Source organism: uncultured Megamonas sp. (genome assembly GCF_958438645.1).
In the GTDB taxonomy this organism is placed as follows: Bacteria; Bacillota; Negativicutes; order Selenomonadales; family Selenomonadaceae; genus Megamonas.
In genome coordinates this window covers 38,813-53,762 of record NZ_CAUBSM010000011.1, presented here as the reverse complement: position 1 = coordinate 53,762, position 14,950 = coordinate 38,813, and the positions used below count along the sequence as shown (strand labels likewise).

The window sequence follows — 14,950 nt, the reverse complement described above, 5'->3', positions numbered from 1 at the left end:
AGGTTTTACCTATCTTTTATTATTTTTCTCTAAATAACATCATATTTAATTTATATCTATAAGGTTTAATTTTATTATTAATAATTAAGTGTGTTTTAGGAATATTATCTAGTCGATTTTGTATGGTACCTCTAGATTTTTTAGTTGTTTTCATGATTTCTGAGATAGTTGCACCTTCTCCAAAAAAAAGAGAAGCTTGTAATAATATAAAATAAATATTTTTGGTAATATCATCACTTATAATAATTTTATCTAGTTTGTCTGAATAAGTTTTTAATTGAGATAATTTTTTCTGCAAGATATCAATAGCTTCTTTTATGGCTTTATTTAACATTTCTAAGAAGGTTTGTACAAATATAGTTAAATCGCCTCTGTTATATGCATTATCAGTATCTTGAAAGATTTCATAGTATTTTTTTTTGTATCTTTTTATGATAACGGATAATCTTAGTGCGATTATTTCGTCAAATTCTTTTGCTAAATAATATGAAAATATAAACCTTGCTGTTCTACCATTTCCATCATAAAAAGGATGAAGATATCCAAAAAAATAGTGAAAAATAATTACTCTAATTAAAAATGGTATTTCTTTATCGTTTAATATATTTAAAGCAATAGACATATTATCTATTAATTTTTCTTCTGGATATACTCCTTGGTGTAATATTTTATCTGTAGCAGATGTTATTTCTACAGGATCTTTTCTAAATATTTTTCCATCTGGTTTCCAATCAGAATGTTCTGTTAAGACTTCATCAAGAGCAAATGTATCGTAAAATTTACGTATATCTTGACATGATTTAAAACAAATATCTTCATTGTTAATAATTTTATTGTATTTATCAACAACACTTTTTAAGTGTAAAAAATCTTTTGATATAGGCTGGCTTTCTAAAATATCTTTTATTTGTTTTTTTGTACTATGTACACCTTCAATATCATTTGTAGATTTTATTTCATCAATTAACGAAGATAAAACAAATTGTCTTAATAAAATAGGTGGAGCTTGTTGCTTCATCTTGAATAAATTAAAATAATTTTTATAGAAACGTTCTATTAATAATGTAATTTCTTCTGTATAGCATAAAAAAGCAGGATAAGCATTTTCTCTATTATATTGTTTTATTTCTATAGGAAGATGTTTTGTTGTTACAGCTTCAAATCTTTTGTTATATTCTATATTATAGTTATTAGCATCTGTATAATAGATTTTTTTTAGACTTATGTATTTCATAGACAACACCTCAATACATATTATAAAAATTGGTTATTTTATAATATCATTATAATTCATTTTACAAAAATCGGCTATTTTGTAATATCATCATAACTCATTTTATAAAAATCGGTTATTTTGTAACATCGGTGTAAAAATAGTTTAGTTATGTTTATAGAAAAAGCCAGCAGACTAATCTGCTGGCTTAATTTTTTATCTTGCCATTAATTCAGCTATTTTATTAGCGATTGTAGCTGGATCTTCTGGCATCATACCTTCGATGAGAAGTGCCTGAGCATATAAAAGTGAGCAATAATCTTTAAATGCATCACTTTCTTTGCCTTGTTCATGTACTTTTTGTAAACGAGCAAATAAGTCATGTTTTGGATTGATTTCTAAGATACGTCTAGCTTTGAACATTGGATTATTTGCATTAGCAAAAGCTTGTTCCATAGCGAAGCTTGGGCCTTGTTCGTCTGCTACTAAGCAAACAGCAGAAGATTTTAAACGGCTACTGATTTTTACTTCAGCGACTTTATCGCCGAGAGTTTCTTTGATATCTTTGATTAAATCTTCATTGGATTTTGCAATTGTTTCAGTTTCTTTTTTCACTTCTTGAGATTCAACATCATCAAGGTCTAAATCGCCACGGCTGATGGAGTGGAATGGTTTACCTTCATATTCACGCATAACTTCAATAGCGAATTCGTCAACGTTATCAAGGAAGTATAATACATCAATGCCTTTATCGCGTAAGATTTCCATCTGTGGTAAGCTATCGATGCTTGCACGGTCTTTACCTGTAGCATAGTAGATTTTTTTCTGGCTTTCAGGCATATTTTCCACATATTCTTTTAAAGTGATGAGTTTATCTTCTTTGGAAGTTGTGAATAAGAGTAAATCTTTTAATTTATTTACTACATCACTGCCACCATTGTATACACTGCCATAGATACCGATTTTTAAGGATTTACCGTATTCTTTCCAGAATTGTTCATATTTACTGCGGTCTTTTTTGAGTGTATTTGCTAATTGTTTTAAGATAGTTTTTTCTAAGTTTTTACCGATTAATTTTAATTCACGGCTCTGTTGTAAAAGTTCACGAGAGATATTTAAGGAGAAATCAGGAGAGTCGACTAAACCTTTAACGAAGCGGAGATATTCAGGTAAGAGGTCTTTGCATTTATCCATGATGAATACATGGCGAGAATAAAGCTGTAAGCCTGGTTCATAATCGCTATGATAAAGATTGTAAGGAGCATGTGCAGGGAAGAATAAAAGGGAAGTATATTCGATATTACCTTCGATTTTATTGTGCATTACTTCCATTGGTTTTTCCCAGTCATGGAAAAGATTTTGATAGAATTCAGTGTATTCTTCTTCTTTGATTTCAGATTTATTTTTAGCCCAAAGTGGTTGCATGGAGTTTAAGATGCGAACTTCATTTTTCTTGATAGTGCCAGCACCTTCGATTGGTTTACCATCAGCATCTTTTGGCTGTTCTTCAACGACAAAGTTCATTTTAATAGGATAACGAACATAATCGGAATATTTTTTTACAAGAGATTGTAATTTATATGTGTCAGTGAAGTTTTCTTCAGCTTTATCACCATAGAATTCAGGTAAAAGTGTGATAGTGATATTAGTACCACGGCTATCTTTAGTGCATTCTTCGATAGTGTAGGAACCGTCAGCTGTAGATTCCCATTTATAAGCTTGTGTCTGACCAGCTTTTCTGGAAACTACAGTGATTTTTTCAGCTACCATGAAAGCAGAGTAAAAACCTACACCAAATTGACCGATTAAATCTTTTTGAGTGTCATTGTCGCCTTCTTTAGCTTGTTGAAGTTTTTCCAAGAATGCTTTTGTACCGGATTTTGCGATAGTACCGAGGTTTTCAATTAATTCGTCTTTGCTCATACCAAGACCATTATCGGAAATAGTCAATGTATGACTAGCTTCATCAGGAATTAAGAAGATTTCATAATCATTATTTCCTTCAAGTAAATCAGGATTTGTGAGTGATTCAAAATGTAATTTATCAATTGCATCAGAAGCATTAGAGATTAATTCACGAAGGAATATTTCACGATTTGTATAAATCGAATGTATCATTAAATCGAGTAATTTTTTAGTTTCAGCTTGAAATTGATGTGTTTCTTTAGCCAAGATTTGTCACTCCTAAGTTTAGATTAAGATAAGTTATTAGCACTCTTTATCTTAGAGTGCTAACCGTCAATTATTATTATATAATTATAAGTCAAAATGTCAATAGACAATAAAGGAAAAAGCCAGATAGACTGGCTTTTCATACATGTTTAGATATTAAAATGTTATTTATCATTGAAAGATAATAATCCATATTGATAAGCGTTGATATCGTCTTTAGTTAATTCAGATTTGGAAGATAAAACAATGCAGTAATTGGATTTTACACCTTTGAGGTAAGTTTCGATATTTTGTCCATCTTGTTTAATGGTTTCATCAACTTGACCATCTTTATTTGTATCAATCTGGATAGTTTTTGCTGTAACAGCATAAATGGCATTATGTCCTTGAATAGGAACAAGAGAAATCGCTTCATATCCACGTTCAACAGCTAGTTGTGTGAATAAATTTTGTTTAGCTTCTTCACTTAAATTATCAAGATCAGGGAATGTGTCATTGCTGAAAGCATTTGGGGAAACAACCCAATATTTTGTAGGGTTATGACCATCTGTTTCAAATATTAAAACATCACCTTGTTCTTGAGGAGAGAGAATACTTAAATTGATTACAGCAAGAGGTTTTTCTGGGCATTTAATACTGTAACCAAAGCGTTCACTAGTATATAAATATCCATCAGCTGCAAAACTTGTACTTGGCATAGCTGTTATAGCTATTAGTACAAAAATACTCATAAAAGTCAGAAACATTCTTTTTAAAATCATAAGCGTATCTCCTTAAATTTATAGAATAAGATGCTATAAATTTATAGCATCTTATTCATAGTATTTATTTAGCCAATTATATCATAGATAAATATAAAAAGCGATTTTTATTTTATATTAAGAGATAATATTGGTTGTAAAAATTACATATATTTATCGACTTTGGATTGTGGTTTAGGTTTATTACCACCAGTGAGCCAAGAAGTAATTTTCATAACAACAAGATACATAACAGGAATTAAGAATACACCTAAAGCAGTAGCAAATATCATACCACCAACAACGGCAACACCCATATTATTACGAGCAGCAGCACCGGCACCTGTTGCTACAGCAAGTGGTAAACAACCGATGATGAATGCAAGGGATGTCATAATGATAGGACGAAGACGAAGTTTAGCTGCTTCTAAAGTTGCTTTGAGAAGAGGCATACCTGTATCTACACGAGCTTTGGCAAATTCTACGATAAGAATGGCATTCTTAGCTGCTAAACCAATGATAACGATGATACCTATTTGCATATAAATACTTATCTGTAAATTTAATACAAATGCAGATAATAAAGCACCAAAGATACCAGTCGGAACAGTTAATAATACAGCATATGGTACGCTCCAGCTTTCGTAGAGAGCAGCAAGGCATAAGAATACGAAGACTAAGGAGAGAACCATTACTTGAGATGTAGAACTTGTTGCAGCACGTTCTTCACGGCTCTGACCAGACCAGTCAATATTAAATCCAGTAGGAGCGACTTCTTTAACAACTTCTTCAATAGCAGCCATAGCTTGACCAGAACTATAACCAGATTTTGGACTACCCTGGATAGTGACACTTCTACTAGCATTGAAGCGAGAAATAATCGCAGGACCAGAGTTTAATTTTGGTTTAATTATAGTATTTAAAGGAACCATTTGATTATTGGAACCACGAATGAAGATAAAACGAGTTCTATCTGCTTCGTTACGATAATTACCTTCTGCTTGCATTACTACTTTATAAGTACGACCAAACTGGTTGAAATCGTTGATTTCAGTACCACCAAAGTTTACTTGGAGAGCAGTGAATACATCAGAGATATTTAAACCTAAATTTTTAACTTTTTCGCGGTCAATTTCAAATTCATAAGTTGGAGAATTTACACTGTAAGTAGTGTAAACCCCTTGAAGTTCTGGACGTTGGTTAGCAGCAGCAACTATTTTTTTAGTGATAGTATCTAATTCTTCATTAGTATGACCACTCATATCTTGCAATTGAAGATTAAAACCACTGACCATACCAAGACCTGGAAGAGAAGGTGGATTCATAGCAATAATGGAAGCTTCTGGATAATTTAGCCCTTCTTTTATAGCCATGCCTACTTCAGTATCAATACTTGTTTCAGGTGTAGTTCTTTCACTCCATGGTTTTAAGCCAACGAAGAATGTAGCTGCGTTGGATTTGGCACCACCAGATAAGATATCATAACCAGAAATCCCCATAACTTCAGAAACACCAGGATTATCTTGAAGTGCTGCAGATAATTTTTCCATGACTTCTTCAGTATGATTTAAAGAAGTACCATCAGGCAAAGTTACAGAACAAAGATAGAAACCTTGGTCTTCGGCTGGAATAAATGTAGTTGGCAAAATCTTAAATAAAGCACCCATTAGAGCAGTGATGATTATCAAAAATGCTACACAATATTTTGCTTTGCCAATGAGGAATGCAATACGTTTTACATATCCTCTAGTTAACCAATTCATAAATTGATTAAATCTGATAAAGAATGAACCTAATAAGCTAGATTGATTTTCTGTAGCTGTATGAGGTTTTAATAATGTTGCACAAAGTGCAGGTGTAAGTGTTAAGGCTACAAAGGCAGATAATGCCATGGATATAGCAATAGTCAAAGCAAATTGACGATATAAAACACCAGTCATACCGCCTAAACCAGCTACTGGTATAAATACAGAAGCAAGAGTGAAGGCGATAGCAACAACTGGACCTTGTACTTCATCCATTGCACGACCAGTTGCTTCTTTTGGATCAAGGCCATCTTCAGCCATATGACGTTCAACGTTTTCGATAACAACGATAGCATCATCGACAACAAGACCGATGGCAAGAACCATACCAAATAAAGTTAATGTATTAATAGTGAAGTCTAAAACGATGAATGCTGCAAATGTACCAATTAAAGATACCGGAACAGCAAGCATTGGAATAAGAGTTGCTCGCCAGCTCTGTAAGAAGATATAAACAATGAGCATAACGAGTACTAAAGCTTCAACGAATGTTTTAACAACTTCGATGATGGATTCGCTAATATATGTTGTATTATCTACAACTGTTTCATATTCCATGTCTGGAGGAAAATCAGCTTTAGCTTCTTCGAGAATTTCTTTTACTTGGCTTACTGTGCTCATGGCATTGGCATCACTTGTAAGCTGAACACCAAAACCTACAGAGTTTTTATTATTATGTTTAGATGAAATATTATTTGTACGAGCACCAGTTTCTACTTTAGCAACATCTTTTACACGAATGAAAGAACCGCTATTATTATCAGAACGAATGATAATATTTCCGAATTCTTCAGGTGTTACTAAACGACCTTGAACTTTACCCGTATATTGGAATTCTTGGTCTTTTGGTGCAGGCATTTGACCGATTGTACCAGCAGGAGCTTGAACGTTTTGTTCTTTTACAGCGTTGATTACATCAGCAACTGTAAGACCGAGTTCAGCTAATTTATCTGGATTAATCCAAAGACGCATTGCATAATCGGCACCAAATACGTTTAAGTCACCAACACCAGGAACACGTTTGATTTTATCTACAAGATAAATATCAGCATAGTTTTTCAAAAATACACTATCGTAAGTACCATTAGGAGATGTTATGGTAAGTACCATAGCCATGTCACTAGAAGCTTTACGAGTAGTAAGACCATAACTTTGAACGTCACTAGGTAAGCTTGGTTCAGCAGTAGAAGCGTTATTTTGTACTTTTACTGAGTCCATATCACCATCTGTACCTAATTTAAATACTACTTGTAAACTATATCTACCATCATTTGATGATGTAGAACTCATATAGTCCATGCCTTCAACACCGTTTACTTGTTGTTCAATTACCTGAGCAATAGTTTCATTTACGGTATCAGAGTTGGCACCAGTATAAGTAGTACTTACAGTAACTGTAGGTGGAGAAATCTGAGGATATTTATCTACTGCTAAGTTAAAGGCAGATATTGTACCTAAAATTACGATAATGATTGAAATAACAATAGCAAATATCGGACGATTTATAAAGAATCTTGACAATTATCGCACCCCCTGATTAAAAAGATAAACCTAATTCTTCAGGAGTTACCATAGTGACGTTAAGAGGAACGCCTTCTTGTAATTTAGTAAGACCTTCAACAACAACAACGTCGTTAGCGTCTAAACCATCTTTAACAATCCAATAACTGCCAACTTTTTCACCCAAAGTAACAGCTTTGCTTACAGATTTATTATCAGGACCAACAACAGTTACGAATGTTTTTTCAAGAATTTGTTGTACTGCACGTTGTGGTATTAAAGTAGCATTTGGAATTATTTGTCCAGAAATTTTTACACGAGCAAACATACCAGGAAGTAAAAGTCCATCTGGATTATCAAATAAAGCATTAATTGCAAGTGTACCAGTATTTGTAGTTAAAGAACGGTCTACTTGTACAAGATGACCTGAAATAGGATATTCTGTGCCATCACTTAAAGTGATAGTTACGTTATTAGTATCATTATTAAAGAATGATGCAAGGTTTAAGTATTCGTTTTCACTTACATTAAATTGAGCATATACCTGATCTACAGAACCCATAGTTACAAGAACTGTACTACCAGCAGTAGAATAAGCACCTACATCAATATCATTGATATCGAGTTTACCGGAAGTTGGGGCATAAACTACAGTATCATCTAAATCTTCTTGAGCTTTTTTTACAAGAGCAGCATTGGAATCAATGATTGCTTGTTGAGCTTGTAAAGAGGCTGTTAAAGCTTCTACTTGAGATTGTTGAGTAGCAGCTTGTTGGTCAGAAATTGCATTTTGAGATAATAATGTTTGATAACGGTTATTATCTACTTGAGCATTTTGTAATGTAGCTAAAGCATTTTGATAATTAGCTTGAGATTGAGCTAATGTAGCTTGAGCTGAAAGCAGAGCACTTTCATATTGACGGCTATCAATTTTGTAAAGTGGTTGACCTGCTTGTACGAATTCTCCGCCTGTAATATATTTTTCAACAACAGTACCAGAGACGCGAGAAGTGATTTTTACTTCATCGGTTCCTTTGATATTACCAGCGTATTCATAATTAAGTGGTGTATCACGTTTGATTACCTGCATTGCTTTTACATTTGCAGGACCACCTGCCATCATTTTGTTGCCTTGTGGTGTAGCTGTTAGTCTAGAATATACAAGATATCCAATAAGGGCTATCACTATAATGGCTACAATCGCTATGACAGGTTTTTTCTTTAGTTGTGTGGCCAAAATATAAAAACCTCCTTTGATAAATTCCAAAAGCTGTGCAAAAGCACAGCTTTTAAATCAGCTTTTTCAAAATTTTTTATAAATAGCTGATAGTACACAAGTATTTACTATTATCGTGTTCTATAGTATAGTATATCTATTGAAAAGTCAAGATTTTTGCGATGTTGAAGACTGTTTTTAATCTTGTTTTAATCTTTGAAGAAATCAAACTTGTTATTGGTAAAATTTTAATAAAAGGAGGTACTTTTTTGGAAAATAATAGCAGAAAAATATCAGATATTTATTTTGATTTATTTGAGATAATGATGACTTATAATCATAAATTATGGCGAACAGCAGCCTTACCATTACCACTTAATCATTTTGCAGTTATGTATTATTTATTTGAAAAAGAAAATACTTTTGCTACAGTGACCGAGCTTGCTAAGCATTTATCTATATCAAAACAACAAATGAGTCCTATTATTGATAAATTAGTGAAAAAGGAATTTATAAAGAAGAGTTGTTTGAGTAAGGATAGAAGATATAGTCAGATTTCTTTGAGTGAGAAAGGCAGAAATTTTTTAAAAGAACATCAAAAATCTCAAAGACTTATTTTTATGAAGAATACAACGGATTTATCAGATAGTGATACGGAAAAATTCGATGAAAGTGTAAAAATTGTAAAAAAGATGATGGCTAAGATTTTTGAAGATAAAAAATGATATATTGGTTTACATGTTGACAATGACAGTTATTTGCTATATTATAAAAAATCGAACCATTTATTTAATAAAATGTGATTAATGGTTTTGTGATATGGGGGTAATTGGAATGAAAATGAGTAAATTAGCAATTATTGGTCTTGGCCATGTAGGTTCAGCTGTATTAGCTCAAGCTATGGCAATGAATTTAGCTTCAGAAATTGTATGTATTGATATCAATGAAAAGGTAGCTCATGGTGAAGCTTTAGATGCAACTCATGCAACACCTTGTACATATGTACCAGGTATGAAAGTTTATTCAGGAGATTTTAGTCAGTGTAAAGACGCTGATATTATAATTTGTTCTGGTGGCCCTAGTATCTTACCTGGGGAAAAATTGGACAGATTAATACTTGCCGAAAGAAATGTAAAAGTAATTGGCGAAATCATGACAGAAGTTACAAAATATACAAAGAATACACCTTTTATCATGATTACTAATCCACTTGATGTAACTACATATTTAGCAGCTACTAAATTCGGTTATGAAAAAGGAAAATTATTTGGCACAGGAACAACATTAGAAACACTTCGTTTAAAACGCATTATAGCAAATCATTATAATGTTGATGCCAAAGATGTACAGGGCTTTATGCTCGGTGAACATGGTAATTCTGCTTTTCCTGCATGGTCTACAATCAGTATTGGTGGTGTACGTTTAGCTGATTTAGATAAATATTATGATCATGAATGCGAATTTGATAAAAAAGCTATCGCTCAAGAAGTAGTAAATACAGCATATGATGTATTATTATCTAAAGGTTGGACAAATACAGGTATAGCAATGGGAGCTTGCAGATTAGCTCGTGCAATTATGTTTAATGAACGTTGTGTAACACCAGTTTCTACACCACTTGAAGGTGAATATGGCTTAACAGATGTAGCACTCAGCTTACCAAGTATCATTGGTGCTAATGGTGTAGAAAAACGTTTAGCGATAGATTTACCAGAAGATGAATTAAAAGCTCTTCAATTTAGTGCAGAAAGTATAAAAACTGTATTAAGAGCAAATAAATTAATTGACTAATATAAATAAATAGTGATAATAAAGCTACTTTTGATTTTATTTTTTTATCAAAAGTAGCTTTATTTATTAATGGAAGAAATTTGTAAAATTAAATTAGTTTAGAAGAAAAACCATAGATATAAAAGACAAGTATCTCTAGATGTGATAGAATAACATAGATATTGTAAAAAATAATTATGAATTTTAATTAACCTAAGGGGATTTTTGATGGAAAAAAATAAATTAATTATTTGCGATTTAGATGGCACTTTGTTTGATACTCGCAGGGTGAATTATATGGCATATCGTGAAGCTATTGAAAAAGCGGGATTGCCTGTGAATTTTGATTATGATAAATATGTTAAAGATTGTTGGGGCCCTAGTTATCGTGGATTTTTGCCGATAATGGGAGTGCCAGAAAATCGTTTTGAAGAAATTCATGATGCCAAAAAATTATATTATAAAGAAAATCTAAAATATGCTACAGAAAATATACACTTATTCAATGTCATAAAAGCGATGAGAACAGAATATCATACGGCTGTTGTGACTAGTGGTTCTAGTAATTCAAAAGATATTTTGCGTTATTTTAATAGAATGGATTTATTTGAAGCTATTTTCACACTTGATGATGTAACAAATGGTAAACCTGATCCAGAGGGATTTTTCAAGGCAATGGAATATTTTAAAGTTAAACCAGAAAATACAATTATATTTGAAGACTCTGAAGTGGGATTAACAGCTGCAAGAAAAACAGGTGCTAGTGTCTGTATAGTTGATGATTTTAGATAATATTATTAAAATGAAAATAGATTTTTGAGGTGAAATATGTTTACGATAACTACAAATTCACCTGAACAAACAAGTCTTTTAGGTGAAAAGATAGCAAATTTAATTCAAGATAATTTGATAATTTGTCTTGAAGGTGATTTAGGTGCAGGTAAAACTTTATTTACACAAAGTTTATGCAAGGCATTGAAAGTAAAAGAAATGGTTACAAGTCCTACTTTTAATTTAATGAATGTATATGAAGGCAAAAAGCGTGTATATCATTTTGATTTATATCGTTTAGAGCAACCAGAGGATTTAGAGGAAATCGGTTTTTACGAATATACTGATGTTGAAGATGAAGTAGTTTTGATTGAGTGGCCAGATAGATTTTTTGCCTATATGCCTGAAGATTATTTGCATTTAAAAATCGAGCGTGGCGATAGTGACCAAAAGCGTATAATTACAATTAATCTTGAAGGTAAGAAATATAAAAATATTTATGAGGAGTTGAAGCACTGTGGCAATATTAGCGATTGATACTTCAACAATAGTTTCAGGTGCTGCTATTGTGCAAAAAGATAAATTAGTTGCAGAGATTATCATGCAATTAAAATTACCACAATCAGAAGTTTTATTAGGTCATGTACAAGATGTGTTAAAAATAGCTCATATGGATAAATCTGATTTAACAGGTGTAGCTATAAGTATAGGACCAGGCTCTTTTACAGGGCTACGCATAGGCCTTGCTACAGCTAAAATGTTATCTTATGCTTTATCTATTCCTGTAGTGGCTGTATCATCATTAGAGGCTATGGCTTATCATTATCCAGTGCCAGGTGTATATGTAGCAAGTGTATTAGATGCACAAAAGAGCAATGCTTATTTTGCTTTGTATGAGTGGAATGGCAAGGGCTTTGATGAGAAAAAACAAACTTGTGTGATGGATTTTGAAGAAGTGGTAAAATATTGTTCTACTTTGGAAAAACCAGTAGTATTTGTGGGAGATATCGCTCAGAAGAAAGCAGATATAATTGCTCAATATGAAAATGTTTCTTTGGGATTACCTCATCTTTGTATGCCTAGAGCAAGTAATGTGGCTATGGCGGCAAAAACTAGATTTGAAAATGAAGATTATGATAATATCATGGATTTAGAACCTGTATATATTCGTCGTTCAGAAGCAGAGGTTTTATGGGAAAAACGCCATGGCGAAAAATTGACAGATTTATAAGGTGAAAGTATGCAAATCAATTTTCGAAAAATGACTCCAGAAGATGCAAGTGATGTAGAAATAGTAGAAAAAGCTTGTTTTGATATGCCGTGGTCAAGGCAATCTTTTTGGCAAGAAGCTTCTAATGATAAAGCTTATTATTTATTGGCTTTAGATGGAGAAAAAGTCATTGGCTATGTAGGGGTATGGATTTTATTTGGGGAAGCTCAAATCACGAATGTAGCTGTATTACCAGAATATCAAGATAAAGGTATTGGTAGACTTATGATGAAAGAAATTATAAAAATTTCTTTAGAACATGAAGCTACATCAATGACTTTAGAGGTGAGACCAAGTAATGCTAGGGCCTTACATTTATATGAATCATTAGGTTTTAAATCTGTAGGCCGTCGTCGTGGTTATTATGAAGATGGTGAAGATGCTGAAATCATGTGGATAACAGATTTAGCCAAGATAAAATAAATGATATTGAGGTGAGATTATGCATCAATATTTATTTTTTATTGGTGATTTTCCGATAAGAGCATATGGTCTGATTTTATCTTTAAGTATTATTTTAGCAACTGGTGTGGCTTATTTTTTAGCCAAACAAGATGGAAGATGGCACAATCATATTGTAGATATCGGTATCTATAGTGGTATCGCAGGTGTAGTCGGTGCTAGATTATGGGATGTATTTTTCTTTGATTGGGCATATTATGGTCATCATTTAAATGAAATTTTTTATGTATGGCAAGGCGGTATGGCTATTCAAGGTGGCATTGTCTTTGGTGTTGGTGCAGGTATTATATACGCTAAATATCATAAAATTGATATCTTGGCTTTAGCTGATATTGTAGCTCCAGCGATTATTTTGGGACAAGCTATTGGTCGTTGTGCCAATTTATTAAATGGCGATGCTTTTGGTGCACCAACTGGTGGCAATTTTGGTATTATTTATCCTGAAACTACACTTGCTTTTCATACGTATGGAGCTCAGCCTCTATGGCCAGCAGAAATATGGGAAGGTCAAATCGATTTTGTTATTTTTGCTCTATTGTTGATTTTTAGAGCTTTTCCACATGCTAAAGGTCAAGCATTTTCATTATATATAATGTTATATAGCTTGGCTCGTTTTGGTTTGGAATTTTTGCGTGGAGATTATGCTACTCCTGTATTTTTGAATTTTACTTCAGCACAAACTACTAGTTTGATTGCATTTATTTTAGCAGTGATTTTCTTTATTTATTGTCAGTTTAAATATGCTGAAAAGAAAAAGCCGATAAAATCTAAATCAAGTCAAAGTAGAATAAAAAATAAAAGAGGATATTGAATATGAAAAAATATCTATATCTTATTTGTCTATTATGCTGTTGTGCATTTGTAAGTAATATACAAGTAGTATCAGCACAATCATCAGCTCCATATGTAAGAGTAGGATTATTACAGGGAGTACAAGAAGTTGTAATCACAGCAAATGATGATTTTGTGGTCAAAGATGTCGACAATAAAGTAAATTATAAATTTAAAAAGATGAATGAAGTAAATATTCGTCAAAAAGATAGAACTGTTTATGTCAATAAAAAAGGTAAGGAAACGACAACTTTAATTGTAGCCGTAAAAAACAATGATCCTGTGATTGTCAATGGCAAGCGGTATAGAGGAAATTTGATTATTCAACCGCATAAAGCAGGGCTTACAGTGATAAATCGTCTATTGATTGATGAATATTTATATGGTGTAGTGCCAGAGGAAATGCCTGCTAGTTGGAATATTGAGGCATTAAAGGCTCAAGCTGTAGCTGCTAGAACTTTTGCTTTATATGATAAACTTGATCGAAAACATACTAAAGAAGGTTTCGATGTCTGTGCAACTACAGATTGTCAAGTTTATGGTGGCATAGACTCAGAAACATCAGCTACAAATAAAGCTATAAATGAAACAAAAGGTAAAGTAATAATTTATTTACATCAGCCTATTTGTTCAGTATTTCATGCGGCATCTGGTGGTAAAACAGATGATAGTATCAATGTATGGAATGTCAATGTGCCTTACTTGAGAGCAGTTGATGATAAAGATGAACAATCGCCATATCAAAATTGGACAGTATCTGTGACAAATGAAAGTTTGAGCAGGTCTATAAAGAATTCTTATAGTGACATTGGCACAGTTAAAGAAATTGATTTTAGTGGGCTAAAAAAAGATCCAGCTAAAGCAAGTAAACCACAAGTTATAAAATTTATTGGTAGTAATAAAAAATCTGTAGAATTGACAAAAACGCAACTTCGCAGTTTATTAAATTTAAAAAGCAGTAATTTTACTATAGAATTAGAAGATAGTAAAAAAGCTAAAAACGATATTTTAAAAATCGATAAAGATGATAAAAAATTGATTTTTAAAGGCAGTGGTTTTGGTCATCGTCTGGGTATGTCTCAATGGGGAGCCAAATCATTAGCTGATAAGGGAAAAAATTATCAACAGATTTTATATCATTATTATAGTGATGTAAATATAAAAGATATGTATAAATAAAACTAAGATAAAAGGAGATAA

13 protein-coding genes are annotated in these 14,950 nt (G+C 32.3%); 8 read left to right on the top strand and 5 right to left on the bottom strand.

The genetic code is table 11. From position 1 onward, the window contains the following. Positions 1–19: 19 nt before the first annotated feature. The 5 genes from Q5I67_RS08305 to Q5I67_RS08285 form a co-directional block, all read right to left on the bottom strand. Positions 20–1,234 carry a Fic family protein gene (locus tag Q5I67_RS08305; RefSeq protein WP_302487014.1) on the bottom strand — a complete coding sequence of 405 codons (1,215 nt, stop codon included), beginning with the start codon at positions 1,232–1,234 and terminating at the stop codon, positions 20–22. A gap of 195 nt (positions 1,235–1,429) precedes the next feature. After that, a complete protein-coding gene (htpG, locus tag Q5I67_RS08300; protein ID WP_302487013.1) occupies positions 1,430–3,385 on the bottom strand; it encodes a molecular chaperone HtpG in 1,956 nt (651 codons plus the stop codon). Positions 3,386–3,549: 164 nt separating this feature from the next. Then, positions 3,550–4,146, bottom strand: a complete 597-nt coding sequence (locus tag Q5I67_RS08295) for a hypothetical protein (protein ID WP_302487012.1) — start codon at positions 4,144–4,146, stop codon at positions 3,550–3,552. Between the two features lie 143 nt (positions 4,147–4,289). Then, positions 4,290–7,451 (bottom strand): efflux RND transporter permease subunit, encoded by a 3,162-nt coding sequence (locus tag Q5I67_RS08290; RefSeq protein WP_302487011.1) that lies wholly within the window; start codon positions 7,449–7,451, stop codon positions 4,290–4,292. 16 nt (positions 7,452–7,467) lie between these two features. Next, positions 7,468–8,667 carry an efflux RND transporter periplasmic adaptor subunit gene (locus tag Q5I67_RS08285; protein WP_302487010.1) on the bottom strand — a complete coding sequence of 400 codons (1,200 nt, stop codon included), beginning with the start codon at positions 8,665–8,667 and terminating at the stop codon, positions 7,468–7,470. A 161-nt stretch (positions 8,668–8,828) separates the two neighbouring features. On the opposite strand from Q5I67_RS08285, the gene Q5I67_RS08280 reads away from it, so the two are divergent. From Q5I67_RS08280 to Q5I67_RS08245, 8 genes are all read left to right on the top strand, one after another. Continuing rightward, positions 8,829–9,371, top strand: a complete 543-nt coding sequence (locus Q5I67_RS08280; protein ID WP_302487009.1) for a MarR family winged helix-turn-helix transcriptional regulator — start codon at positions 8,829–8,831, stop codon at positions 9,369–9,371. Between the two features lie 109 nt (positions 9,372–9,480). Then, on the top strand, positions 9,481–10,437 hold the full coding sequence (locus Q5I67_RS08275) for an L-lactate dehydrogenase (protein WP_302487008.1): 957 nt from the start codon (positions 9,481–9,483) through the stop codon (positions 10,435–10,437). A 207-nt stretch (positions 10,438–10,644) separates the two neighbouring features. Then, positions 10,645–11,208 (top strand): HAD family phosphatase, encoded by a 564-nt coding sequence (locus Q5I67_RS08270; protein WP_302487007.1) that lies wholly within the window; start codon positions 10,645–10,647, stop codon positions 11,206–11,208. A gap of 36 nt (positions 11,209–11,244) precedes the next feature. Beyond that, entirely contained in the window at positions 11,245–11,724 is a 480-nt protein-coding gene (tsaE, locus tag Q5I67_RS08265) for a tRNA (adenosine(37)-N6)-threonylcarbamoyltransferase complex ATPase subunit type 1 TsaE (protein WP_296898487.1), read from the top strand. After that, the gene (gene tsaB, locus Q5I67_RS08260) at positions 11,705–12,418 is read left to right on the top strand and encodes a tRNA (adenosine(37)-N6)-threonylcarbamoyltransferase complex dimerization subunit type 1 TsaB (RefSeq protein WP_302487006.1); all 714 of its coding nucleotides are present in this window, start codon (positions 11,705–11,707) and stop codon (positions 12,416–12,418) included. The genes tsaE and tsaB overlap by 20 nt, the downstream gene beginning before the upstream one ends. 9 nt (positions 12,419–12,427) lie before the next feature. Next, entirely contained in the window at positions 12,428–12,880 is a 453-nt protein-coding gene (rimI, locus tag Q5I67_RS08255) for a ribosomal protein S18-alanine N-acetyltransferase (RefSeq protein WP_296897457.1), read from the top strand. A 19-nt stretch (positions 12,881–12,899) separates the two neighbouring features. Further along, complete coding sequence (lgt, locus tag Q5I67_RS08250; RefSeq protein ID WP_296897455.1) at positions 12,900–13,730, top strand: prolipoprotein diacylglyceryl transferase; 831 nt, start codon at positions 12,900–12,902, stop codon at positions 13,728–13,730. A 2-nt stretch (positions 13,731–13,732) separates the two neighbouring features. Continuing rightward, positions 13,733–14,929 carry a SpoIID/LytB domain-containing protein gene (locus tag Q5I67_RS08245; protein ID WP_302487004.1) on the top strand — a complete coding sequence of 399 codons (1,197 nt, stop codon included), beginning with the start codon at positions 13,733–13,735 and terminating at the stop codon, positions 14,927–14,929. Positions 14,930–14,950 lie beyond the last annotated feature (21 nt).